Source organism: Okeania sp. SIO2B3, from assembly GCF_010672525.1.
In the GTDB taxonomy this organism is placed as follows: domain Bacteria; phylum Cyanobacteriota; class Cyanobacteriia; order Cyanobacteriales; family Microcoleaceae; genus Okeania.
Genome location: NZ_JAAHGH010000026.1, coordinates 1 through 23,370, shown reverse-complemented (window position 1 = coordinate 23,370; position 23,370 = coordinate 1). Strand labels below are relative to the sequence as shown.

Below are 23,370 nucleotides of genomic sequence, written 5' to 3'. Positions count from 1 at the left end.
GGGCGAATATTGACATAATCTAACAATGGTAGAGAGAGTGTGGGGAGTGCGGGAGATGGGGAGATTAAAGTGTGGGAGAAATTAAAAAATATATATGTTCAGCATTACCATGCAGGACTACCCCGCTATAAATCGCTATAAATTAAATAGGGTTTGCGCTTCACTAGTCTTATGGGTGAGGGTAGGAGTCAACCCACCCGCGGGCCCCTCCCAGGAGGGGAGTCAGGAGTCAGGAGTCAGGAGAAATGGGAATTATAGAGGAGGTAGGGGCGGGCGTTTTGTCCCTTGATTTTTCTGCCATAATCGTCCCAAAATACTAGCTTTTTGAACTTTTTCCACCGAAAAGCTCACACTTTTTTAGACCTAAAAATGCTACAACCTTTATCTGTCAATGCTTTTAGATTTAATCAGCAAGCCCTAAATAAACTCACCAAAAAAACAAAGGTTCCCTCGTATCGCTGAGAGAACCTTTGTTTATATTTAACCTGGCATCGCGCTATTTTACCGGGCGGCTACCCACCAAGTATCTTCGCCACCGTAGCGTTTAACTTCCGAGTTCGGGATGGATCGGAGTGGGTCCACTACGTCATAGACACCAGGAAAAGCTGATAATTACATCGTTTAATTATTTTTGCCTTTAACCGCTTAAGGTATTAGGCGCTTTCTTTTCCTTACATTTATTACTATAAATATCTTTTTCAGAAATGTCAACCCCCTAAGCAAATTTTTTTAAATCTCTGAATTTTCGGCCAAGGGGAGCAGGGGAGTGGGGGAGTAGGGGGGTAGGGAAGCAGGGCAGAAATTCAGATAAATTAAGGTAATTATCCATTATCCATTATTCATTAATGAATATCCTCTTTCTCATACCACTTAACAACCTGTTGGACTGTCAAATTTTGAAGGGGTACGCCAGATTCTTGAGCAACCTCCTTTAAAGGACGTAACGAGGAGATGACTAACCTAGTAAAAAAGCTCTCAAAGTTAGCATCCACATCTAAATTGTGCTTAATATTCTCATCCTTTTGAATCCAAGTAGTTATCTGCTCTGAAGGTATTTCATCTGGAGTTAAACCTGTTTCCTCTGCTATTTGCTTCAGACACCTCAATGAATAAATGGCCAGTCGCGTTGAAAACTTGTCTTTGGAAGTTAGGAGCGCTGCATCAACTTGAGCAGATTCCTCCGCTGTTAAAAATTCCATGGATTGTTGCATATTAATTTTTGATTTTATATTTTTTGATTAAGGATAAAAGGGGAGTGGCTCACACTGATTATGGCACGGATACACGGATAGGTCAGGGAGTAGGGAAGTAGGGAAGTAGGGGAGTAGGGGAGTGGGGGAGATTGAAGTAATTATAGAATTGTCAACACATATCATATTTATATAACCGGATTCTATCTCAGAATTAGACACTCATTATTTATAGTAAGAAACAAGAACAAGTTGTTTAGGACAGACACTGATGATTAACCTCAGACAGAGAAATGTTTTTCTCCCTATTCCCTGTTGCCTGTTGCCTGTTGCCTGTTGCCTGTTGCCTGTTGCCTGATATAACTATTAACTTTCCTAGTTATTAAATAACCACAACGATGTTCTCCATTAACAATCCAATGAGTTCTCTCCACAGTACAATCAGGCAGTACAGCACCAAACATCTCTAATTCATGGCCACAAACACTGGGGAAAGATTCGGCCACACTGGAGATAGCACAGTTATGCTCCATAAATATGTAGCTTTCAACGGGCAACTGTGGTTCTCCTATTTCTGCTGAGGAAACTGAATCACTTTTGACTTCTGAGTTCTGAATTTTGAGTGGTTGATTATCTACTTCCTGAGATTCTACAGGATACCATTCTGCCATGAAACCCTCAGCTTTGCGGAGTTCTACTAAATGGGCTACGCGTTCCTGCACTTTTCCTGTCCCTAATAGTTGGCGATAGTGCATTGCTTTACGCTGCCATTGTTTGTGGAATACTTGACTGAGTTGCTCCTGGCCAATAGTTTCGGCTAAGGTGTCGAGGAAGGAAACGGCAAACCCATCATAATTGTGGGGAAAGCGATCGCGTCCTTGAGTTGTTAATTGATAAATATGTTGTGGCCTTCCCATCCCGGTTTGTACTGACTTATATATAATCAGTCCTTCTGTTTCTAAGTCTTTTAAATGGCGACGTATAGCTTGGGGGCTAATTTCTAAAGATTCTGCTAACTCTAAGGCGGTGGCTTGAGTTCGCTTCATTAAATGTTGTAGGATTTCTTGTTTGGTCGAATTTTGTTGGGTAATTTCCATTTTGTCAAAAAAAAATATTTAAATTGGACTTTGACAATATCATTGTTGTTAATGTAACCTAAAATAGACTTAAGCAACAAATAAGTTGTTTAAGTGGGGGCTAAAGGCCATCTAAATTATTAAAGAAGTAAATATAACTAGGAAATAAATACAATGACTGCTAAAGTAACAACCTTAGTTAATCAACCTTATAAATATGGCTTCGTTACTGATATCGAATCAGAAACTATTCCTCGTGGACTGAGCGAAGATGTAGTTCGTCTGATATCTGCTAAAAAAAATGAGCCAGAGTTTATGCTCAACTTCCGTCTGAAAGCATATCGAAAGTGGCTGGAAATGAAGGAACCAGTTTGGGCGCAGGTTGACTATCCACAAATAGATTATCAGAATATTATTTATTATTCTGCACCAAAAGTTCAAGATAAGAAGAAAAGTCTGGATGAAGTAGATCCTACTTTGTTGGAGACTTTTGATAAACTTGGCATCCCACTTTCGGAGCAGAAGCGTTTGAGTAATGTTGCGGTTGATGCTGTATTTGATAGTGTTTCTGTTGCGACTACTTTTAAGGAGAAACTTGCTGAAGATGGTGTTATTTTTTGTTCTATTTCTGAAGCAGTGCAGGAATATCCAGAGTTGGTGGAAAAATATCTTGGTAGTGTTGTACCTGTAGGGGATAATTTCTTTACTGCTCTTAATTCTGCTGTATTTAGTGATGGGTCTTTTGTTTTTATTCCTAAAGGTGTAAAATGTCCGATGGATCTTTCTACTTACTTCAGAATTAACAATGGAGACGCTGGTCAGTTTGAGCGGACTTTAATTGTAGCGGAGGAGGGTAGTTCGGTAACATATTTGGAAGGTTGTACTGCTCCAATGTTTGATACTAACCAACTTCATGCTGCTGTAGTTGAGCTTGTTACTCTGGATAATGCTGAGATTAAATATTCGACGGTGCAAAACTGGTTTGCTGGTGATGAAAATGGTAAGGGTGGTATTTATAATTTTGTGACTAAGCGCGGTTTGTGCAAGGGAGTAAATTCTAAAATTTCTTGGACGCAGGTAGAAACTGGTTCTGCTATTACTTGGAAATATCCTAGTTGTGTGTTGGTGGGAGACAACTCTGTGGGAGAATTTTATTCTGTTGCTCTGACTAATAATAAGCAGCAAGCAGATACTGGTACGAAAATGGTGCATATTGGCAAAAATACTCGCAGTACTATTATTTCTAAGGGTATTTCTGCTGGAAACTCTGCTAATAGTTACCGTGGTTTGGTGAAAATGGGGTCTGGTGCTAAGGGGTCACGGAATTATTCTCAATGTGACTCAATGTTAATTGGCGATCGCGCTCAAGCAAATACTTTTCCTTATATTCAAGTAGATAATAATACTGCTAAGGTTGAGCATGAAGCTTCTACTTCTAAAATTGGAGAAGACCAGCTTTTCTATTTTACTCAACGGGGTATTTCTGCTGAAGATGCGGTGTCTATGATTATTAGTGGTTTTTGTAAGGATGTTTTTAATGAGTTGCCTATGGAATTTGCTGTGGAAGCTGATAAATTATTGAGTTTGAAATTAGAAGGAACAGTGGGATAATTAATAATGAATAATTAATAATTAATAATTAAGAGCTGATTTGTAAACTGGGTTGAAACTTATTTATACTATAGGTTTGCGGAAAACTATTTCCTGGGGGGATAGTGTCGAACTCTTACACTGTAAAGCATTTATCCTCTTAATATTTACTTCGTAAATCAGCTCTAATAATTATTAATGGATAATTAGTAATTGGTAATTATGAAAAATAATGTAGTTAAAGAAAAATAATTTGCATTTGCACTACGAATTGTTAAATTGTCAAAACACCAGAATTAATGGATAATTGATAATGGATAATTGATAATTATGAAAAATAATGTAGTTAAAGAAAAATAATTTGCATTTACACTACGAATTGTTAAATTGTCAAAACACCAGAATCAAGACAAACAGGAGTATTATCAGTTATCAGTTATCAGTCATCAGTACCTCTGCAATAAGGAGGCTTGAAATCTGAAATATTCTCTTTTTTTATCCCTTTAAAAAAGGAGGCTTGAGACCAGAATTTTTCGGTCAATGAAACTCTGTATTGGTTAGAGCTATTACATCAAGCAAATTACATTGATGTCACAGGATTTAACTCAATTAATCAAGACTGTATAGAACTCTTAAAACTCCTAACGGCTATTGTCAAATCAACTAAATCAAATAATAATTATTAATTATTCATTATTAATTATTCATTATTTACGGAGGATTTAACTCAATTAATCAAGATATAGAACTCTTGAAACTTCTGACGGCTATTGTCAAATCTGCCAAATCAAATAATTATTAATTGTTCATTATTAATGATTCATTATTTACGGATGACGGCTATTGTCAAATCTGCCAAATCAAATAATTATTAATTATTCATTATTAATTATTCATTATTTACGGATGACGGCTATTGTCAAATCGACCAAATAAAACAACCAATACACAATTGATAGTTGATAATGAAAGAGTTGTTTGAATTTTTAGTTTTCTATCTAACTCTCTAATACTCTAATTATTAATTATTCATTATTAATTATTCATTATTAATTATTCATTACAAAAGAGGTAAATATGATTAAAGAAAATAGCGAAGTTATTTTATCTGTTAAAAATTTAACGGCTAATGTAGAAGGAAAAGAGATTCTCAAAGGCTTAAATTTAGAAATCAAAGCTGGAGAAATTCATGCCATTATGGGTCCGAATGGTTCTGGCAAAAGTACCTTTTCTAAAGTATTAGCAGGTCATCCTGCCTACGAAGTTACAGGGGGAGAAATTACTTTTTTAGGCAAAAAATTATTAGAAATGGAGCCTGAAGAACGTTCATTAAATGGTATTTTCTTGGCTTTTCAATATCCCCTAGAAATTCCTGGAGTTAGTAATTTAGACTTTTTGCGAGTTGCTTATAATACTAAACGTAAACATCAGGGATTAGAAGAATTAGACGCTTTTGATTTTGACGATTTAGTGCAGGATAAATTAGATATTGTCAAGATGAAACCAGAGTTTTTAGACCGGAGTGTAAATGAAGGTTTTTCTGGCGGAGAAAAAAAGCGCAATGAAATCTTACAAATGGCATTGTTAGAACCAAAATTAGCAATTTTAGATGAGACTGACTCAGGGTTAGATATTGATGCTTTGAGGATAGTAGCAAATGGAGTAAATCAATTAGCAAATGAATCAAATTCTCTGTTAGTAATTACTCACTACCAACGTTTATTAAACTATATTGTGCCAGACTTTGTTCATGTGACCGAAGGCGGTAGAATTATTAAAACTGGTACAAAAGAACTAGCATTAGAATTAGAAGAAAAAGGTTACGATGATGTGGTTGAAGAAGCAAAAGTGGGAGCTTAAATAATTAATTTAATAATTAACAATTACCTCTCCGTTTAGAGGCTTAAGAAAAATTTTGTCTTCTCTTGCTCTAATGGATATGGCGAGAAAATATCGCTATCCCTAGACCGCTTTTTCTCCTTTAAAGGAGAGGCTTTTTTAAACCTTAATTATTCGGTAAAAAGTATGCAAGTGTCCGTAAAACCAAAGATATCTTATTTAGATAAATTACTGAAAGAATGCTGTAAAGGAGTGTCTCCAACCGTACCGCCAGAATTTCCTCTAGATGGAAATATGGCAAGTTGGTTACAGCAAGTACGCGATCGCGCAGGAACCTGGGTGCGTGAGTTGGCCTTTCCGACAAAACAAGATGAAGAATGGCGGTTTGTTGACTTATCTGCAATGATGAAGTTAGATTTTCAAGCACCTGCACCAGTAAATTTGGATGCTTTGAATATTGCTCCGTTTATTTTGCCGGAAGCAATAGGTAGTCGGTTGGTATTTGTGAATGGGGTATTTGCACCAAAGTTATCATCAGTTGAAGGTTTGACAGATCGAGTGTTTGTGGGAAACTTGGGGCAGTTACCTCCCGAATATCAAGACCGCATCGGAGATTATTTGGGGCAACAACAGGGGAGCAAGGAAGTATTTACGTCCTTAAATACTGCTGGTTTAACTGATGCAGCAGTGGTATGGTTGCCAAAAAATCAAGTTGTAGAAAAACCAATACATCTATTATTTATTGCGACTCAGACCGAAATTCCGATTTTGACTCAGCGTCGTTGTTTGGTAGTAGCGGAGCGTAACAGTAGTGCGAAAATAATTGAGCATTGCGTTACAGCAGAAGTTATTTGTCCGGAAGCACCCAGTTCTCGTCCTTATCTGACAAATACAGTTACAGAAATATGGGTAGAGGAAAATGCCGAAATTAATCATACCCGAGTACAACGAGATGCAGGTGCAGCATTTCATATAGGCAAAACAGCGATCGCTCAAGCTAAGAATAGTCGTTATACTTGCAATGCTATCCATTTAGGAGCAAGGTTATCTCGTCATAACTTGGAAGTTTCTCAAATGGGAGAGGGTACAGAAACTAATCTTTATGGTTTGGCATTTATTGGGAATGAGCAAGAAGCAGATACTCACAGTGCCATTATTTTGAATCATCCCAATGGTGTGACTGACCAAGTTTATAAGTCTATTGTTGATGACAAAGCACATTCTATATTTAATGGCAAAGTCTATGTTTCTCAAGATGCACAGTTGACTAATGCAGCTCAGTTAAATCGTAATTTGTTACTTTCTTCTGGTGGGAGAGTTGATACAAAACCACAATTAGAAATTATTGCTGATAATGTCCAATGTTCTCATGGTGCAACTGTTAGTCAGTTGGATGATAATGAAGTGTTTTATTTGCAAAGTCGAGGTTTGAATGAAGAAGTAAGTCGTAACTTATTAATTGATGCTTTTGCAGCAGAAATTCTTAACAAGTTACCCCTACCTTCTTTGCAAAATATTTTAAAACAATGTGTTGCTTGTAAAGTTTAAAAGAAGGAAGAAGGAAGAAGGAAGAAGGAAGGAGGAAGTAAGAAGGAAGAAGGAAGAAGGAAAAGTATTACGTTGTCTGAGTTTTAAGCTTTTGATCTGTCCTAACTTTTGCTTCGGCTGTTATAAAAGTTGATTTAGACTTATGTCACGGAAAAAGATAATCTTTGAAAATTGCCAGGAATATTTTGAGTCAAAATCTAATCGATGAGAAACATCAAGAAAAGTAGACCTTTGATTTTTCAACGGGGCAAAATATCTAAAGCATTGGAGAATTTTCCCTTTTTGTCTTTTGCCATATTTGAAAATTGCCAGGAATATTTTGAGTCAACATCTAGTAGATGAGAAACATCAAGATAAAGTAGACCTTTGATTTTTCAACGGGGCAAAATATCTAAAGCATTGGAGAATTTTCCCTTTTTGTCTTTTGCCATATTTGAAAATTGCCAGGAATATTTTGAGTCAACATCTAGTAGATGAGAAATATCAGCAAAAGTAGACCTTTGATTTTTCAATTCCTCCTACTTCAAGTCAACGGACTTAAAATTAGTTAAAAGAAAATCTTACTTGAAAAAAAAATGACTATTATTCAAGAAAAAACATTAGGTGAAAAAGTACGGGAAGAATTTCCGATTTTAAATCAGGAAATAAATGGTAAACCACTGGTTTATTTGGATAATGCTGCTACTTCCCAAAAACCACTAGCAGTTATTAATGCTTGGCAAGAATATTACCTCAAATATAATTCTAATGTGCATCGTGGTATTCACACTTTAAGCACAAAAGCAACAGATGCTTATGAAGGAACAAGAGATAAAGTAGCTGCTTTTGTAAATGCAGCATCTCGGAATGAAATTGTTTATACTCGAAATGCTAGTGAAGCAATTAATTTAGTAGCCTATTCTTGGGGTTTAAATAATCTCAAAGCAGGAGATGAAATTATTATCTCAGTTATGGAACATCATAGTAATTTTGTTCCCTGGCAAATGATTGCTCAAAAAACTGGAGCAGTTTTAAAATTTGTAGAGCTAACCAAGAGCGGAGAATTTAATTTTGAACAATATAAAACTCTATTTTCATACAAAACAAAATTAGTAGCAGTTGCCCATATTTCTAATGTTTTAGGTTGTCAAAACCCAGTGCAAGAAATTTGCACCATCGCTCATCAATATGGAGCTAAAGTATTAATAGATGCTTGCCAAAGTGTTCCTCATATAAGAGTAGATGTACGAGAAATAGATTGTGATTGGTTAGTAGCTTCCGGTCATAAAATGTGCGCCCCTACTGGTATAGGTTTTCTCTATGGAAAATTAGAATTATTAGAAGAAATGCCTCCATTCTTAGGAGGAGGCGAAATGATTTCCGAAGTATTTTTTGACCATTCCACCTATGCCGAATTACCCCATAAATTTGAAGCAGGAACGCCAGCTATTGGAGAAGCGATCGCTCTTGGTGCAGCAGTAGATTATCTGACAAATATAGGTATGGAAAAAATCCATAATTATGAAGCAGAATTAACTACTTATTTATTTGAAAGATTGAACCAAATTCCTAAAGTTACTATTTATGGACCTCAACCAAATGCTAATGGTGAAAGTAGGGCAGCATTAGCATCTTTTACAGTAGAAAATCTTCATCCCAATGATCTATCAACAATGTTAGATGAAGCAGGTGTAGCAATTCGTTCCGGTCATCATTGTGCCCAACCTTTACATCAATATTTGAATATTTCATCCACAGCTAGAGCAAGTTTATCTTTTTATAATACTCGTGATGATATTGATGCTTTTATTACTGCTTTGAAAGAAACAATAGAGTTTTTTAGTAATATTATGGGATAAGAGAGGAGTCAGGAGTCAGGAGTCAGAAGTCAGGAGGAAAGAAAGAAGCAAGAGGAGGAAAAGGAGAAAGATAAAGTAGGTTGGGTTAAGCGGAAGCGCAACCCAACAAATACCTAAACCAAACCTACATTAACTGTTATTTTTCACTTGACTTTAACTAGAGGTACTGATAACTGATAACTGAAATGACCGGATCATAGTTGATTATATTTCTTTGTTTAAGCAGAAATAATGTAAGTTCTGCTAATGTCGTATGTGTTGAATTTTGTTCCTTAACCCAACCTACAAAAGTGAATATAGAATTAAATCATAATTGTAAGAAACCCTTCTGCTTTCTGCCTTCCTTTCACTAAAGTGTAAATATTCAAGCGGACATGATATGAGAGACTGGAATCTAAATAAACTTATAGTTATTAACTTAATTGTTTTGAATATTGCGATTATTTTTCTAGCGGTGGCGTTAATTTTTTCACCTAATAGGACTTTCGCAACTTCTATTCCTGAAACTACACCTAAAATAGAACAAAAGATTGAGTCGTTCGAGTCAGAAAAGTTAAGTCAAGGTAGAGGTAGAAAATATGAATATAAGGTTGAATATCAATTTGGTTTTCCTCAAAGTAATGAAGAAAGAGACCGCTATATAGAAGCTTTAAATGATGCGGGTAAAGATGGATGGGAATTAACTCAAACTGATGTGGTTTTTAATCCTTCTAGTGGGCGAGGATTATATATTCTGATTTTTAAAAAAGAGAAATAGTTGAAGAAGTAAGAAGGAAGAAGGAAGAAAAGAAGAAGGAAGAAAAGAAGAAGGAAGAAGGAAGAAAAGAAGAAGGAAGAAGGAATGATTATTTAGGGTTTGCTGAAAAAGTCTTTTTTAAGGAGTAGGGGACCCACCCCTAACCCCTCCCAGGAGGGGAAAAGGGGAGTAAAGGAACAGGAAAGTAATTTTTTTGCCCAACGATGTGCCTAAAATGGTAGGTAACTTTTTGAGCATTAAGAGCTGAAAACCAGGTATTTTTTCCATACCTAAAAATTCTAAAAGCTCTATCTGTAAAAGCTTTTAGATTTATTCAGGAAGCCCTATTTATAAGTTATATCAAGTCTCATTAATTAGCCATAATAAAAATCTTTTCTCTGATAAATTTATCCCTGTTCCCTGTTCCCTAAAGCAATAAAACCTTGTACTTCATCAACTAGATAACTGCTGTAATTAATCCTATTTTTGGGGTACATCTCATATTTGCAAAAATACTTTTTTCCTAATATTCCCTATTCCCTGTTACCGAATAATTAATAATTAATAATTAAATAGTTCGCGCCTTGAAGCCTCCCCTTTTAAGGGAAAAAAAGCGGTCGAGGGATGGCGTTTTGCTCCGCAACATATAAAGCGGAGCGGCTCTGTCAAGAGCGGGTTTCCTCGCCATATCCAATCGACTCCTGTGAAGAAATAATATTTCCTTATATTCAATTCCGTAACGGTTAAAACCCGAGGTAATTATCAATTATCAATTATCAATTATCAATTAATGAACTGTTGCCTATTCCCTGTTGCCTGTTGCCTAAAAGCAATAAATTTTTGGCTTTATTCACGCATTGAGATGCACCCTATTTTTGTGCTGTCACCTCAATAATTTCTGTATCCATAATCATCTTACTGTTACTGATTAAATCTTCGTGTTTATTGGTATTGAGAGTAACAGTTATTTTATTGCTGCCTGGATATAAATTTCCTAGATAATACCAATTGCTATAAATTCTAGTAATTTTTTTGTCATTGATATATAAATGAGCATGACCTTCATTAGGGTTACTACTTTGATTTACTGTTTCCGGGGCAAACTTAAAATTAGTTAGCTTCAACTCTAAATTCCATCCTTTCATAGTATCTTTATAAGCAACTAAATCAACTTTAGGAACTGGTTTATCTGTTGGAATTTCTATTTTTTTATGGCTATGGTTCATACCTCCGTGAGACTCATCAGCAATTAGATTGTTACTAGAAGAATGAACTGTTTTAGCAATTCCTAATCCCGCAGTTACAATTAATATGATTGATGTGAGTTTTAGTAGTTTTTTCATCCTTGTTTTTCCTTGATTTTATGATTTTTAATTTTTTTATGATGGGTAAGGGTAGTTAAAATGTCAAAAGACAAGCTGTCATACTGTAAGCATTCAGCCATCAGCTATCAGCTATTGCTTTTAGTTAGGGCTTGCTGATTAAATCTCAAAGCATTGACTAATATTGGTTTTAGCTTTTTTAGGTCTGAAAAAGTACCTAGTTTTCAGCTCCAATAGCTCAAAAAGGAGCGCATTTTGGGCATTTCGAGGGGAAGAAAATCAAGGGAAGATTCTTCTGACTACCTCTTCTATAAGCTCCATTCCTCCTGAATTCTGGATTCTGAATTCTGGCTTCTACCCTTACCAAAAGACTTTTTCAGCAAACCCTAGTTAGTGATAAAAGCTTTATTAATTGAGAAGCGAAAAATCTTGCTACAAAAGTCAGCTCTAAAGTCTATATTCATTTAAACCCAAGCTTTTAGCGTGCTGAAAGCTAAGTGCTGTTTGCGGAGCATTCCGGTACGGAAAATGCTGATAGCTATTTAAAAGGAGATAATAAATTGAATAATATTAACAAACTCAAAGCCATAGAATTATTTTCTGGAATTGGTGGATTTTGTTATTGTACTCAATAAATAGGGATTAATAGGGTGTATCTTTTATGTGCAAAAAAAAATACTTTTTTCCTATATATTCCCTGTTGCCTGTTGCCTAAAAGCGATAAATTTTTGGCTTTATTCAAAATTGAGATGCACCCAAAAAATATTGCTTTGTCTGAGTTTTATGCTTTTAATATGTCATAACTTTTCCTTTAGCTGAATGCTTACTTCAAAGTTGTTAATTTGTAAATGTCTATAAAGGTTTCAATAATGGATAATTGATAATTGATAATTGATAATTACCTCTCCCTTTTAGGGAGAGGATTGAATAAAAGGAAAAAATTTATTTTTTTCCCCTTTCAAGGGGAGGCTTCAAGGCGCGAATTATTTAATTATTTAATTATTAATTATTCGGTAAAAATGAAACAAAATAAGATTTTCTTATTTTTTATAAACAACTCATAAATAGAGGAAAATCTCCACAAAAATTATTCAATTATTGCTAAATCAAAAGCAATAAAATACCAAAACTTGCCAAATAAAAAGACTTGTGCATTAATAGCTAAGATATCCCAAATAAATAAATGACTTATGCTAGAAATTATTGACTTATTTGATGAAAACCTTTATCTAGATGTTAACCCCGACGTTGCAGAAGCAGTAAATAATGGTATCGTACAAAGCGGCTTCGACCACTTTATTCGCTTCGGTCAATTTGAAGGGCGAGACCCCAGTATTTTTTTTAATACTAACTTTTATTTAACCAATAATCCAGATGTTGCTGCCTTAGTTCAACAAAACTCAATTACTCCCATTCAACATTTTATTCAAGTCGGTCAATTTGAAAATCGTGACCCTAATTCTCAATTTAATACCGATATTTATCTCCAAACAAATCCAGATGTTGCTGATGCAGTTCAACAAAACTTATTAACTTCCATCGAACATTTCGTTAATTTTGGTATTGCTGAAAATAGATTATTTTCCCAAAATTTTATCGGCACAATATTTGATGTAGTTGTCACCAGCGCAGCTAATAATGGTAACGATGCAGCCATTCGTTTTGATGGTTTAACTGGTCGATTAATTGGTGAATTTCCTAATGGTGGAGAATTAACCGACCCCAGGGATATTGTACAAGAAATTGATGGTTCTAATACTGTTTTAATTAATGGTGGAAATGACAATGTTTTACGCTTCGATGCCACTACAGGAAACTTCATAGAAACATTTACTGAATTTCCCGAATTAAATGGTGGTGGTGCCGTTTTTGGACCAGATAATAATTATTATGTAGGGGCGCGATCGCTAGGCTCAATTGTACGTTTCAACGGTGAAACTGGAGATTTTATTGATGAGTTTATTCCCTCAGAATTAGTAGATTTTCCCAGAGGTTTTGTATTTGGTTCCGATGGCAATTTTTACTTAGGAAATGGTGCAGATCCAGCAACAGGTGGTGGCGGTGGTACAGTCATTCAATATGATGGTCTCACGGGTGAAGTATTGAATCCTAATTTTGTCAATGACCCTGAATTAAGTCCCCTAGATGTGATTAATGGTCTGGATGGCAATATCTATGTCAGCAGTGAATTTCCATTTGGTCAGGATGACTCGGTAGCTACTGTTCGCGTGTATGATGTTGATACAGGAGCATTGTTAGATGTACTTGATGCTGGTTTAGATGCAGAAGGAACACCAATATTGGATGCGCCAAGAGGTTTAGGTTTTGGGCCCGATGGTAATCTCTATGCTAGTAGCACTGGTACTGGTAGTGTGGTTCGTTTTGATGGCGCAACAGGTGACCTGATAGATGTGTTTATTGAGTTTCCTCAGTTGAATGGTCAAGCATTAAATTTCGTTCCTGCCGAAAATTAAGCCCAATTAATTAGTTATGATACAGTAGGTTGGGTTAAGCAGGAGCGCAACCCAACAAACACCGATGCCTGACTTATGCAAAGAAATTATATCACATCCGGTAACATTGGTGTAATTAGATTCTTATGGTGGAGACCCACCCCTCGCCCCTCCCCCGACCGTGGAGGGGAATGTGGGGAGATAGAGTCAGGAGGAAAGAAACAAGAAGAAAGAGTAGTAGAGGGAGAAAGTTTTTTGTTTGCGCTCTTATCCGGACAAGATATCATACCTCTTTTCACCAATGCCCATTTTTTTATACCGAACCCGAGCGGATTTGATATTATATATAGTCAGGAAAAACTATGCAGAAATAATGTAAGTTCTGCTGATGTCTTATCTGTTAGGTTTTGTTCCTCAACCCAAGCTACATTAATGATATTAACTGTTATTTTTCACTATTAAATTTATGGTTATGGATGAGGGAGTAATAAAATATCAATGTCATTGGGTTAAAGATGAACCTGTGGCAAGCTATAGAATTACTGATTTAATGAAAAAGCGGGATTTCATGTACTCGTTAGGATTAATTGGTGCTTATGAAAATGGCATTGGTTTTGGTAATGTCAGTCAGAGAATAAATAACTCAAATCAATTTATTATTACTGGCACTCAAACCGCCCATTTAGAAACTTTAGGAACAGAATATTACACGGTAGTTACTGATTTTAATATCGAGGAAAATAGCCTAACTTGTTGCGGACCTGTCAAAGCTTCTTCTGAATCATTAACTCATGCTGCTATCTATTATTATCAACCAGAAATTATGGGTATTATTCATATTCATAACTCTCAGCTTTGGCAAGAACTTATGTATAAAGTTCCTACTTCTAATCAAGAAGTACCTTATGGTACTCCACAAATGGCAAAAGAAATATTTCGTTTGTTTGATGAAGAGAAATTAGGAGTAGAAAAAATATTAGTAATGGCAGGTCACGAAGATGGGATAATTTCTTTTGGGAAAGATTTAGATGAAGCTGCTAATATTTTGTTGAATTTCTATAGATGATTAGTTTGTAGATTCATAATGTAAATTTTTCTCCCTAATTAATAAATTTATTATTTTTTATTTTGAGGTAAGCATTTCCTACGGAATGCTTACCTTTTGAGTTCTTTCGTCCGTTTTTTTATGAAAATTTTGAATTAATTAACCCCAATGATCGGGAAATACAGAAAATTGGGGAAGTTTTTTGAGCATATTTTATGAGAGATTTTTCAGGTGATGAAAGCGACCGCCAAAATCAAGCTAAAGCAGACTCTTGAGTCCGGGCAAAAATCATTCTACCTGCAGAAGTTTGCAGGGAACTGGTAACAATAACTCTAACTTCATCTCCAACATATTCACTACCTGATTCCACAACTACCATTGTGCCATCATCCAGATATCCAATACCCTGAGATGGTTCCTTCCCTGCTTTACGAATTTTGATTTCAATAGTATCCCCAGGTAGATAACTGGGTCGTACTGCTTGAGTCAAGTCATTAATATTTAGTACCATAACTTTTTGTAAACTAGCAACTTTAGACAAATTGTAGTCATTAGTTAACAGAGTACCATTAATTTCCAGAGCAAAATGAACCAATTTAGCATCTACTGTAGAAATATCTTCATAGTCTGCAAAATGAATTTGAATCTGAGAAGGGTAAACTTCTTTGAGCCTATTTAAGATATCTAACCCTCTTCTACCTCTAACTCTTTTTTGATCGTTAGAAGCATCAGCTATAAGCTGTAGTTCCTGTAAAACAAACTGTGGTACCAGAATTTGCCCCTCAAGAAAACCTGTTTCCAGTAAATTTTCTATTCTGCCATCAATAATACAGCTAGTATCCAAAATTTTAGTAGTAGCAGGCTGAAGAGTACCTTCTGCTATTAATACTGGATCTAGACTGTTAGGATTGATCAGCCGTAAAAAACCACGACCATGAGTATCAGCAACGTTAACTCCTGTAAAGCCTAACATGACACTGCCTAAAACTGCCACAAGAGGCTTAATAAAGCTAAATTCCTCCGGAATAGGAAGTAAAAAGAGTGGCGCTAGCATTAAGTTTGCCACTAATAATCCAATTACTAATCCTATTGCTCGAGTTAATAATAAGTCAACTGGCATTTGGGCAACTTTTGCTTCCACTCGTCGATATGTAGTTTGAAATACCAATCCCAATACAAAGCCAATCAAGGAAGTAAAAGCAGCTAACACTGAACGTAAACCTTCAATATTAGTAACTTCTAATAATACATTGGGGGGTAGTAATTCTATGCTATAGAAACCTATCCCTGTTCCAGCGAGTACAAATGAAATGATAATGATTGCGTCAAGCATTTTTTTAGTTTGTTTTATAGATATAGAGATTTTCCCATTAGGTACTCAGCAATAGTGAGTAATAACCATAATTTTTGGGCTGCTCAATGTTGCTTCTATTATATCCTCCAGTAAATGTTCCATTCTTGAGATTTTTCTTGTTCTCAGCTTCCTCAACTCATAAAAATTTTGAAGCTATTCATAATGAACTTTGATCTTCACAGTTCCTCCAAAAATATAAAATCTATCTTATAGCCAAGACGATGTGATTACTTTTACCTCGGCTTTAATGACAACATCTTATATATTACGTTTTTAAAGCAGTTATACGGTTATATATTAAAGTTATTTTTTTTACTTTTGACTTAAATAATATTTCTATCGCTCGGCATGAGTTTTTGATAATTTACTGTACTACTACTATTAATTAAATTCATAATTATTTAAGATAGTTTTATATAAGGATATATTTTTTAATGAAAAGGCCAATCGGAAATTACTGTATTCCTAGTTCGGCTTATGTCCATATACCTTTCTGCCGACGGCGGTGCTATTACTGTGATTTTCCGATTTCTGTAGTGGGAGATAGTAAAAGAGGAGATAATTATTCTCCTATTCAAGAATATGTGGAGGTAATTTGTGAGGAAATAAACATTACAAAATCCTTCTATCAACCCCTAGAAACTATTTTCTTTGGCGGTGGTACACCCTCCCTTTTGTCAGTGAGTCAATTGAACCAAATTCTAGATGCCCTAGAACAAAAATTTAGAATTGTGGCCAATGCTGAAATTTCTATAGAAATGGACCCAGGAACTTTTGACTTAGAACAGGTACGAGGATATAAATCTCTAGGGATAAATCGAGTTAGTTTGGGGATACAAGCATTTCAAGATGAGTTATTAAAGGTTTGTGGGAGAACGCACAATGTCTCGGATATTTACAAAGCAGTAGACATATTACATCAAGCAGGAATTGTTAATTTCAGCATAGATTTAATTTCGGGACTACCACATCAAACTCTAGAACAATGGCAAACTTCTTTAGAAGCTGGAATTGCTATTTCTCCAACTCATATCTCTAGTTATGACCTAGTGCTAGAACCTGTTACAGCTTTTGGACGTTATTATCAACCCGGTAATCATCCTTTACCTACAGATGAAACAGCTGCACAAATGTATCGAATGGCACAGCAGTTGATATCAATTTCAGGATATGAACATTATGAGATATCAAATTACGCCAAGCCAGATTATCAGTGTGGTCATAATCGAGTCTACTGGGAAAATCGTCCTTATTATGGCTTTGGTATGGGTGCAGCAAGTTATGTAGCAGGGGAAAGATTTACCCGACCACCTACACGCAAAGAATATTATCAATGGGTGCAATCTGTCGATAGACAATACAAGCTATCGCTTCAAGATCGTAGTTTTAAACATCAGGGTATTGATACATCTAATAACTGCTTAGAAGCTAATCAGGAGTGTTTGTTAGAAACACTAATGTTAAGATTCCGCTTGGCAGAAGGGGTGAATCTATTAGCATTATCTAAGCATTTTGGTCAACGAACTGTAGAGCAAATATTAATCTGCTTGCAACCCTATCAAAAGTTAGGGTGGGTAGAATTGATTAATCCAAAAGGTATAGTGACCTTATTCTCAAATAACCAAAAATTTCCAGTAGAAGGATATTTGAGATTAACTGATCCTGAAGGTTTTTTGTTCTCCAATACAATTTTATCGACGTTATTTAGTAAACTGAGTAATTCTATCAGTATGGAGTACTAAAATATGAGTATTTATACTGGAAAAATACTGGGTTTATAGTGGACGACTTAAGCCTAATTAATTTTCTTCAACAAAAGCAATTAAAAGTACGCTTAAGCGATCCCTATTAGTTTATAATAATTTTATTGGCACTCAAAGATATCAAGTTTCAGTAGGGTTGCAAATTAGCAGCAAAAACTTAGAGGGAATAAAAAATTGTGACTATAGCACTAGATAGACTACCAAAAAAACAAGCTCAAAAAATTCTCTGTTTCTATGTGAATACTACTCACAAAATACAGATTGCTAGAATTAGTAATCCTAACAATGAATATTGGGAACACACTGTTTTCCCTGGAGAACGTTTCTTATTTGAAGCAATTCCAGAAGCAGAATTAGAAATTCATCAAAGCCTAGAAAATGGTGAAATTAGGTGTGAACGTCTTTTGTGCAAAGATTTGAAAGTTCATGAGTAGGTAATAGCTGAAAAGTACTCAAAATTAGTTTCATCAAGTAAGAGAGTGTTTGTAAAATGAATATTAAATCACATAGGGTGCGTTACGTGACACTAACGCATAATCCCACAACACGCAGTGCGTGAGGTGTAAAACTGACTATTATTCCAGAAATGGTCAGCGTGTCGTCACACACCCTACTTAATCTTTTGTTTACAAACAGTCTCTAGGTAGGAATAGTTAGTGATTGATATTTTGTTTAGATTCATCACTAACTATTGTTATGGATCGACTTAGGTCAACTATAGTTAACTTCTCAACTTTATGATTACACTGAATAAACTTTTGATATGCTCTCCAGTGGTCAGGCACAGAGATTCCTGCTGAGTCGTAGATATTCGGCGAGTTGACGCTTCTTAGGTTGCTGCAACCACCCCTCTTGCTGCCCTCCCGGAAGGGGATGGCGGTGAGTTATGCTTGTCTCCACGTCCGTTTATAGTTTTCGTTTCGCTTCGCGACATATTTGCGGAGCATTCCGATAGGAAAAAACGCAGCTTCTTTGGGGGAGGCGTGCCCCTAGGCTACTAACAACAGTGTAGCATATATTCAATTCACTTGCAAATCAAATAAAAAGTCGCCCTACAAGGGCGAGGCGTATGATTTTACGTCGAAGCGATCGCGAATTCTATGAAAGAAACAACCCCTTCTGGAATACCCCCTGGCTTTGAAAAGTGGTGTCAACAATTTGATGATTGTTGGAAAAACACACCTCAAAAAACAGGATTCCGCCATTATTTGGGTGGACTACTAGGGGAGAGTGAAAGGAAAAACATATCTCAAATGGCCAATAACTCTATGGGAGTAGTTTATAATCGGTTACATCATTTCGAGGAATTGCCAAAAACCGAAAAGTAGTAGTTAAACAAAAATTCCAACAAGAAACGGAAATTAGAATAGATGAATTAGTAAAAAGCTTACCAGTAGAGAAATTTGAATTAGTTATCTTAAGTATAGAAAAACCAAAAATAGTTTTGGAGACCACCTAAACGAGCATCAATTTCACGCCTCACAGCAGAAAGAACTTTTGCTATCGTAGGAGATGCTAATTCTCTAGAAGAGGCAACAAAAATTGATTATTTTATTACCAATTTTGACCAGTCAAAAGTGACATCTGAGTGGATAGTAAATACTTACTCAAACAGAAATTGGATAGAGGTTTTTTACCGAGAAGCAATCATGATGGTTAGGGCTAAAAGAATATCAAGTAAGAGATAAATGGAGCCGGGAGCGCCATTTCATATTAGGGTTTACGCTCATAAAGCTAAAAGTCAGAATAGCTTACGGTAATGGAGCTCTTTATATTCAGTTTATCTCCTAGTTTATTGCTCTTATTAGCATCAATTTACTGAAATTTTCTGCTGAAATTCAAGAAAATTTCTTCACATAAAATGGCCGAAACCGTTGCCTGTTCATCCCATCCCCGCGGCCCCGCGTCTGGTGCGTCCGGTGTGTCCTACCCCCACTAACCAATTTTTTCAGCAGACCCTATATTAGTATTTTGTGCCTATACTTTCATCATTCGGCATAAGTTAACTGGAGGGTGACAAAGACAATGGGGAAGTAAAGTAAACCTTTGAAGACATTTACTGAAGCTTTAGAAGGGTTTCGTACAGCCATGTCTTTTCGTTTTTTTGATTGGTTAACTAAAAATATCGACCTGTTTACCTCTTATAAAAAGAGTTTGGGCTATATTTGGGCTTAAAAGTTCAGGACTTACGCACAACCACCACATATAGTTAGGGTTTGCGCTCAAAAGTCTTTTTGCTGGGGTAGGGGGTAGGAGACAGGAGACAGGAGATAGGAGACAGGATACAGGAGGAACGAGGAATGAGCGAGGAGATAGGAGCGGGCGTTTTGTCCCAAGATTATTCTGCCATAGCCAGCCCAAAATACTAGCATGCATGAGCGTTTTCAACTGAAACAGGCGTACTGCAATTAGACCCTAAGAAGGCTAAAAGCTTTATATATTAATGCTTTGATATTTAATCAGCAAGCCCTAGTTATTAGGGGGGAACGGCCGTTCCCCCCTACAGATGGTGTATAATTTCGTATGCGTGCGTAAGCCCTGCTAGTTTCAATTCATCTAACCGTTAAATAAGAGCTATTATAACGGCTCAAAATCTTTCAACATTTATGATAGAATTACTAACTATCTCTTAACTATCTCTCAGTCAAGAAGCTAAAAATTTTTAAACTCCCCGGGCGGGATTCGAACCTGCGACCAATCGGTTAACAGCCGACCGCTCTACCGCTGAGCTACCGAGGAATGTAAACTTTATCTCTGAGCTACGATTACTAATCTTAACCCTAACTCAACATATTTTGCAACCCTTTTTTATATTTTTTTTATTAATACTTATCATAATGTAGTTTTATAAAACTAATTTGACTTTCAGGTATTATTATGATAGGCAAAAATTATTTGCCCATTCTTAGTTCAGCTAGGCGCTTTTGAGACTCTAGGTCTAGGTAATTAGCCAAAAAACGACTTGATGTTCTTTTGCTTCGTTGACATCTACGCCGAACGCTACTTGCTACACTTTCAATATCATGTGCAAGCTGTTGAGAAGATATCCATTCTGCACCATAACCGGCCACAGTAAGTTGTTGAACACGATCTGAAGTCGCAACAATTAACCTACTCTTAGACAAGCGCATCTCTTGACGAAGATTAGCACAAGCTTTCTCTATATATGTATCTGCGGTCTGGCCGAATTCTGTATAATAAACAGATAAATGGTCAGTAATAACCTCTTTAACTGTAGGAGTATACTGGTATTGAGAATCAAATACTATGCGACTACTCAAGTCTTGACTAGCACTATAATTTACCATCGCTTCTATCAAATCTCGTCTCGCTGTTTCCAAGCCATTAATCCTAAAACTTTCTTGGAGGCGAGGCCAGATACCAATGACATTATAGCCATCTACGAACATAACCTTTCGTCTTAAAGAGCGTGACATGATTCAAAGGGATAATTCTCCACAGAATGTTAACAAATACTAATCTAACGTAATATAACATTTATTCAGATTCTATCGTGGTCAAAAAAAATAATCCCTAAACTTTCAAAGCTTGAGAGTTTAAGGATCGGAAATTTGGCTGTAATCTTTCAGGGAACATCGAATCACTATCTGCGTAGTTTAATTTTCTTCATACTCTCACCCGTGTTTGCCATTCCTTCTACTCCTATTTTGTATATTTGAGAATGTAGATTAGGAAGTGCTAGCTTAAGCTCAATATTTAATCAAACTTTTCTTCAACAGTTTCGGGTTTGCGTATTACTGCTTGACCTCTATCTAATACAAATGCTCCATCGCAATAATCCAACTCATTTAAACGATGAGTAACCCACAGAGCAGTAATACCTCGCTTTTTCACCAAGCTTTGAACTTGAGTGACCAAATCTAATTGACTATCTGGGTCAAGTAAAGCAGTTGGCTCGTCCAATAGCAATATGTCACAATTACGGGCAATAGCTCCAGCGATCGCTATCCTTTGTTTTTGACCACCACTTAAAGCATATATAGGACGCCTTTGTAGCTCTAAAAGATTTACTGCTGTTAAAGCATCTTCTACCCGATGACGAATTTGAAGTTGAGAAAGTCTCTCTTCAACCAGTCCAAAAGCTACATCTGCTCCCACAGTAGGCATCACCAATTGATGGTCAGGATTTTGGAAAACAAAACCCATTCGCCCTTCAAAATGAATTTTTCCAGACTGAGGAGACAAAAGTCCTGCCAATACCCTTAACAAAGTTGATTTACCACTACCATTAGTACCCAAGAGCATCCAGAACTCTCCCTTAGGTACTTTTAGAGAACAAGAACGTAAAACCTGGCCACCATTAGGCCAATCAAAACAAAGGTTTTGTACTACAATCGCTGGATGAGTAATTTGAATACTATTATCCGTAGGGTTCATTGTGTCAGGGCAACAAAACCAGGTGGTCTTCCAGTAGCTGCAGCACCAGATTTTTGGGAAATCTGGACACCAGAAATTTCACTGGCTAGTATAGCAATCTTTTTCTCAGGCATTTTCTCGCAAGTAAGTTCTATAACTTGAGGATTACCAGAACGAATAGACTCAAGGACTTGTTGATAAACAGTTTCAGCATCCTCAGCTAACTTACGTTGTACTGAAAATGGTGCAGAGGTATACTTCACAATAATGTCAATAGTGAACATTTCTTAGTTAGATAAGTATAATAAACGTTATACTTGACATCCTCCCGACGTTGCGCATGGCGCGACAACGCGGGATTCCTAAACCTCGCGACTCAGGACTTTCTGCTTCGTAGCACCTGCCTCCGAGGCCAAACCTCTTTCTGGTCTTACGGTCGCTCCACAGACTGACACTGCTAGTCCAGCAGCCTTATTGAAGACTAACACACTATTGGCATGCGCCGCAAAATTGATTGGTTTTTCCTCCGGAATGCGCTCGCATTCCCATCCCTCCGCTCCCCTAATAGCTGCCGCACTTGCTCCGCCTTTTCCTGACGGAATGCTCCGCTTTCCATGTCGGCGACAGCCGTTAACGTGCGTTATGCGCAAGCATTACGGGAGAGCGCGGGTCTTCAAGCAACGTTGAGATAAATATAGTCATATATACTCTAACACTGTCAAATATCTTCGTGAATTTGTACAAAAGAGCTACTAATCTATTATTCATCTTAAAATACTTATCTAACTGCCAATCTATACTTTGAATACTTTTGGCAAAGCTCTCGATTCCCTATAAGATTCAAGCAAAGTCATCTGAGCTGGCCTCATAGCAATTGAAAATACTTAACTTCCCAGTATAAATCTAAAATATAAAAAAAATCGTCCCTAAAAACTATTTTTTTTTGTTGCTCCAAAAGAAAATTACCTACTATAATGATAACTAAGGTAAATAAATTTAAACAATGTTTACAAAACCTCTCATATTCTGCTACGGCAGAACAATAATTATTAAGAGAAGGTTGAGATAAAAACATTACCTGTAGTTATCATAATTATTTGGAGAATTCCGTAATGACTGTAGCAGTCGGACGCCCGCAGAGTCAAAGAGGACCATTTGATGTCCTGGATGACTGGCTGAAACGCGATCGCTTCGTATTTGTAGGCTGGTCTGGTATACTATTGTTCCCATGTGCCTTCC

The 23,370-nt window shown here is 36.3% G+C and carries 19 protein-coding genes, 1 tRNA gene, 1 rRNA gene and 2 pseudogenes; 13 read left to right on the top strand and 10 right to left on the bottom strand.

The features are described from left to right. Window positions 1–483 precede the first annotated feature (483 nt). The 3 genes from rrf to sufR form a co-directional block, all read right to left on the bottom strand. Window positions 484–600: ribosomal RNA gene (gene rrf / locus F6K15_RS18775) — 5S ribosomal RNA — on the bottom strand. A 242-nt stretch (window positions 601–842) separates the two neighbouring features. Beyond that, window positions 843–1,211, bottom strand: a complete 369-nt coding sequence (locus F6K15_RS18770; RefSeq protein ID WP_293063155.1) for a hypothetical protein — start codon at window positions 1,209–1,211, stop codon at window positions 843–845. 284 nt (window positions 1,212–1,495) lie between these two features. Beyond that, the gene (gene sufR / locus F6K15_RS18765; RefSeq protein WP_293063153.1) at window positions 1,496–2,287 is read right to left on the bottom strand and encodes an iron-sulfur cluster biosynthesis transcriptional regulator SufR; all 792 of its coding nucleotides are present in this window, start codon (window positions 2,285–2,287) and stop codon (window positions 1,496–1,498) included. A gap of 153 nt (window positions 2,288–2,440) precedes the next feature. Here sufR and sufB point away from each other — a divergent pair, with 153 nt between their 5' ends. The 5 genes and pseudogenes from sufB to F6K15_RS18740 all read left to right on the top strand — a co-directional run bounded on the left by sufB (window position 2,441) and on the right by F6K15_RS18740 (window position 7,376). Beyond that, the gene (gene sufB, locus F6K15_RS18760) at window positions 2,441–3,877 is read left to right on the top strand and encodes a Fe-S cluster assembly protein SufB (protein WP_293063151.1); all 1,437 of its coding nucleotides are present in this window, start codon (window positions 2,441–2,443) and stop codon (window positions 3,875–3,877) included. Window positions 3,878–4,401: 524 nt separating this feature from the next. Continuing rightward, window positions 4,402–4,542: pseudogene (locus F6K15_RS18755) on the top strand (four helix bundle protein); the annotation flags it as partial. A gap of 391 nt (window positions 4,543–4,933) precedes the next feature. Beyond that, window positions 4,934–5,716 (top strand): Fe-S cluster assembly ATPase SufC, encoded by a 783-nt coding sequence (gene sufC, locus F6K15_RS18750; protein ID WP_293063149.1) that lies wholly within the window; start codon window positions 4,934–4,936, stop codon window positions 5,714–5,716. Window positions 5,717–5,881: 165 nt separating this feature from the next. Continuing rightward, window positions 5,882–7,243: a Fe-S cluster assembly protein SufD gene (gene sufD / locus F6K15_RS18745; protein ID WP_293063148.1), complete on the top strand. Its 1,362-nt coding sequence runs from the start codon at window positions 5,882–5,884 to the stop codon at window positions 7,241–7,243. Then, window positions 7,224–7,376, top strand: a complete 153-nt coding sequence (locus tag F6K15_RS18740; protein WP_293063146.1) for a hypothetical protein — start codon at window positions 7,224–7,226, stop codon at window positions 7,374–7,376. The genes sufD and F6K15_RS18740 overlap by 20 nt, the downstream gene beginning before the upstream one ends. A 241-nt stretch (window positions 7,377–7,617) precedes the next feature. Here the strand turns inward: F6K15_RS18740 and F6K15_RS18735 are convergent, their stop codons facing one another. Then, window positions 7,618–7,755: a hypothetical protein gene (locus tag F6K15_RS18735; protein WP_293063144.1), complete on the bottom strand. Its 138-nt coding sequence runs from the start codon at window positions 7,753–7,755 to the stop codon at window positions 7,618–7,620. A 63-nt stretch (window positions 7,756–7,818) separates the two neighbouring features. On the opposite strand from F6K15_RS18735, the gene F6K15_RS18730 reads away from it, so the two are divergent. Together F6K15_RS18730 and F6K15_RS18725 are read left to right on the top strand one after the other, a co-directional pair. Beyond that, window positions 7,819–9,081 (top strand): SufS family cysteine desulfurase, encoded by a 1,263-nt coding sequence (locus F6K15_RS18730; protein WP_293063142.1) that lies wholly within the window; start codon window positions 7,819–7,821, stop codon window positions 9,079–9,081. Window positions 9,082–9,460: 379 nt separating this feature from the next. Continuing rightward, the gene (locus F6K15_RS18725; RefSeq protein WP_293063140.1) at window positions 9,461–9,838 is read left to right on the top strand and encodes a DUF4177 domain-containing protein; all 378 of its coding nucleotides are present in this window, start codon (window positions 9,461–9,463) and stop codon (window positions 9,836–9,838) included. Between the two features lie 848 nt (window positions 9,839–10,686). Here F6K15_RS18725 and F6K15_RS18720 read toward each other — a convergent pair. Next, window positions 10,687–11,160: a hypothetical protein gene (locus F6K15_RS18720; protein WP_293063138.1), complete on the bottom strand. Its 474-nt coding sequence runs from the start codon at window positions 11,158–11,160 to the stop codon at window positions 10,687–10,689. A gap of 1,169 nt (window positions 11,161–12,329) precedes the next feature. Here F6K15_RS18720 and F6K15_RS18715 point away from each other — a divergent pair. Together F6K15_RS18715 and F6K15_RS18710 are read left to right on the top strand one after the other, a co-directional pair. Then, window positions 12,330–13,613, top strand: coding sequence for a hypothetical protein (locus F6K15_RS18715; RefSeq protein ID WP_293063136.1), 1,284 nt, complete (start codon window positions 12,330–12,332; stop codon window positions 13,611–13,613). Between the two features lie 445 nt (window positions 13,614–14,058). Beyond that, complete coding sequence (locus tag F6K15_RS18710) at window positions 14,059–14,658, top strand: class II aldolase/adducin family protein (protein WP_293063134.1); 600 nt, start codon at window positions 14,059–14,061, stop codon at window positions 14,656–14,658. A gap of 232 nt (window positions 14,659–14,890) precedes the next feature. Here F6K15_RS18710 and F6K15_RS18705 read toward each other — a convergent pair whose 3' ends face one another. Further along, window positions 14,891–15,970 (bottom strand): PIN/TRAM domain-containing protein, encoded by a 1,080-nt coding sequence (locus F6K15_RS18705; RefSeq protein WP_293063132.1) that lies wholly within the window; start codon window positions 15,968–15,970, stop codon window positions 14,891–14,893. Between the two features lie 455 nt (window positions 15,971–16,425). Here F6K15_RS18705 and hemW point away from each other — a divergent pair, with 455 nt between their 5' ends. The 3 genes from hemW (at window position 16,426) to F6K15_RS18690 (ending at window position 19,082) form a co-directional block, all read left to right on the top strand. After that, on the top strand, window positions 16,426–17,733 hold the full coding sequence (gene hemW, locus F6K15_RS18700) for a radical SAM family heme chaperone HemW (RefSeq protein ID WP_293063130.1): 1,308 nt from the start codon (window positions 16,426–16,428) through the stop codon (window positions 17,731–17,733). 197 nt (window positions 17,734–17,930) lie between these two features. Continuing rightward, window positions 17,931–18,188 carry a DUF1830 domain-containing protein gene (locus F6K15_RS18695; RefSeq protein WP_293063128.1) on the top strand — a complete coding sequence of 86 codons (258 nt, stop codon included), beginning with the start codon at window positions 17,931–17,933 and terminating at the stop codon, window positions 18,186–18,188. A 666-nt stretch (window positions 18,189–18,854) separates the two neighbouring features. Continuing rightward, complete coding sequence (locus tag F6K15_RS18690) at window positions 18,855–19,082, top strand: hypothetical protein (RefSeq protein ID WP_293063127.1); 228 nt, start codon at window positions 18,855–18,857, stop codon at window positions 19,080–19,082. 1,339 nt (window positions 19,083–20,421) lie between these two features. Here the strand turns inward: F6K15_RS18690 and F6K15_RS18680 are convergent. The 4 genes from F6K15_RS18680 to F6K15_RS18665 form a co-directional block, all read right to left on the bottom strand. Beyond that, window positions 20,422–20,493 (bottom strand) — tRNA-Asn (locus tag F6K15_RS18680). Window positions 20,494–20,645: 152 nt separating this feature from the next. Then, on the bottom strand, window positions 20,646–21,191 hold the full coding sequence (locus F6K15_RS18675; protein WP_293063125.1) for an NYN domain-containing protein: 546 nt from the start codon (window positions 21,189–21,191) through the stop codon (window positions 20,646–20,648). Window positions 21,192–21,471: 280 nt separating this feature from the next. Beyond that, window positions 21,472–22,152 (bottom strand): energy-coupling factor ABC transporter ATP-binding protein, encoded by a 681-nt coding sequence (locus tag F6K15_RS18670; protein ID WP_293063123.1) that lies wholly within the window; start codon window positions 22,150–22,152, stop codon window positions 21,472–21,474. Next, window positions 22,149–22,415, bottom strand: coding sequence for a hypothetical protein (locus tag F6K15_RS18665; RefSeq protein WP_293063121.1), 267 nt, complete (start codon window positions 22,413–22,415; stop codon window positions 22,149–22,151). Before F6K15_RS18665 ends, F6K15_RS18670 begins: the two co-directional genes overlap by 4 nt. 828 nt (window positions 22,416–23,243) lie before the next feature. Between F6K15_RS18665 and F6K15_RS18660 the strand changes: the two are divergent. Beyond that, window positions 23,244–23,370: pseudogene (locus F6K15_RS18660) on the top strand (photosystem II D2 protein (photosystem q(a) protein)); the annotation flags it as partial.

Bases quoted from the DNA above. Each gene is read 5' to 3' on its own strand.
- F6K15_RS18770 (WP_293063155.1), bottom strand. From the start codon at position 1,211: ATGCAACAATCCATGGAATTTTTAACAGCGGAGGAATCTGCTCAAGTT.
- sufR (WP_293063153.1), bottom strand. From the start codon at position 2,287: ATGGAAATTACCCAACAAAATTCGACCAAACAAGAAATCCTACAACAT.
- sufB (WP_293063151.1), top strand. From the start codon at position 2,441: ATGACTGCTAAAGTAACAACCTTAGTTAATCAACCTTATAAATATGGC.
- sufC (WP_293063149.1), top strand. From the start codon at position 4,934: ATGATTAAAGAAAATAGCGAAGTTATTTTATCTGTTAAAAATTTAACG.
- sufD (WP_293063148.1), top strand. From the start codon at position 5,882: ATGCAAGTGTCCGTAAAACCAAAGATATCTTATTTAGATAAATTACTG.
- F6K15_RS18730 (WP_293063142.1), top strand. From the start codon at position 7,819: ATGACTATTATTCAAGAAAAAACATTAGGTGAAAAAGTACGGGAAGAA.
- F6K15_RS18725 (WP_293063140.1), top strand. From the start codon at position 9,461: ATGAGAGACTGGAATCTAAATAAACTTATAGTTATTAACTTAATTGTT.
- F6K15_RS18720 (WP_293063138.1), bottom strand. From the start codon at position 11,160: ATGAAAAAACTACTAAAACTCACATCAATCATATTAATTGTAACTGCG.
- F6K15_RS18715 (WP_293063136.1), top strand. From the start codon at position 12,330: ATGCTAGAAATTATTGACTTATTTGATGAAAACCTTTATCTAGATGTT.
- F6K15_RS18710 (WP_293063134.1), top strand. From the start codon at position 14,059: ATGGTTATGGATGAGGGAGTAATAAAATATCAATGTCATTGGGTTAAA.
- F6K15_RS18705 (WP_293063132.1), bottom strand. From the start codon at position 15,970: ATGCTTGACGCAATCATTATCATTTCATTTGTACTCGCTGGAACAGGG.
- hemW (WP_293063130.1), top strand. From the start codon at position 16,426: ATGAAAAGGCCAATCGGAAATTACTGTATTCCTAGTTCGGCTTATGTC.
- F6K15_RS18690 (WP_293063127.1), top strand. From the start codon at position 18,855: ATGAAAGAAACAACCCCTTCTGGAATACCCCCTGGCTTTGAAAAGTGG.
- F6K15_RS18675 (WP_293063125.1), bottom strand. From the start codon at position 21,191: ATGTCACGCTCTTTAAGACGAAAGGTTATGTTCGTAGATGGCTATAAT.
- F6K15_RS18670 (WP_293063123.1), bottom strand. From the start codon at position 22,152: ATGAACCCTACGGATAATAGTATTCAAATTACTCATCCAGCGATTGTA.
- F6K15_RS18665 (WP_293063121.1), bottom strand. From the start codon at position 22,415: ATGTTCACTATTGACATTATTGTGAAGTATACCTCTGCACCATTTTCA.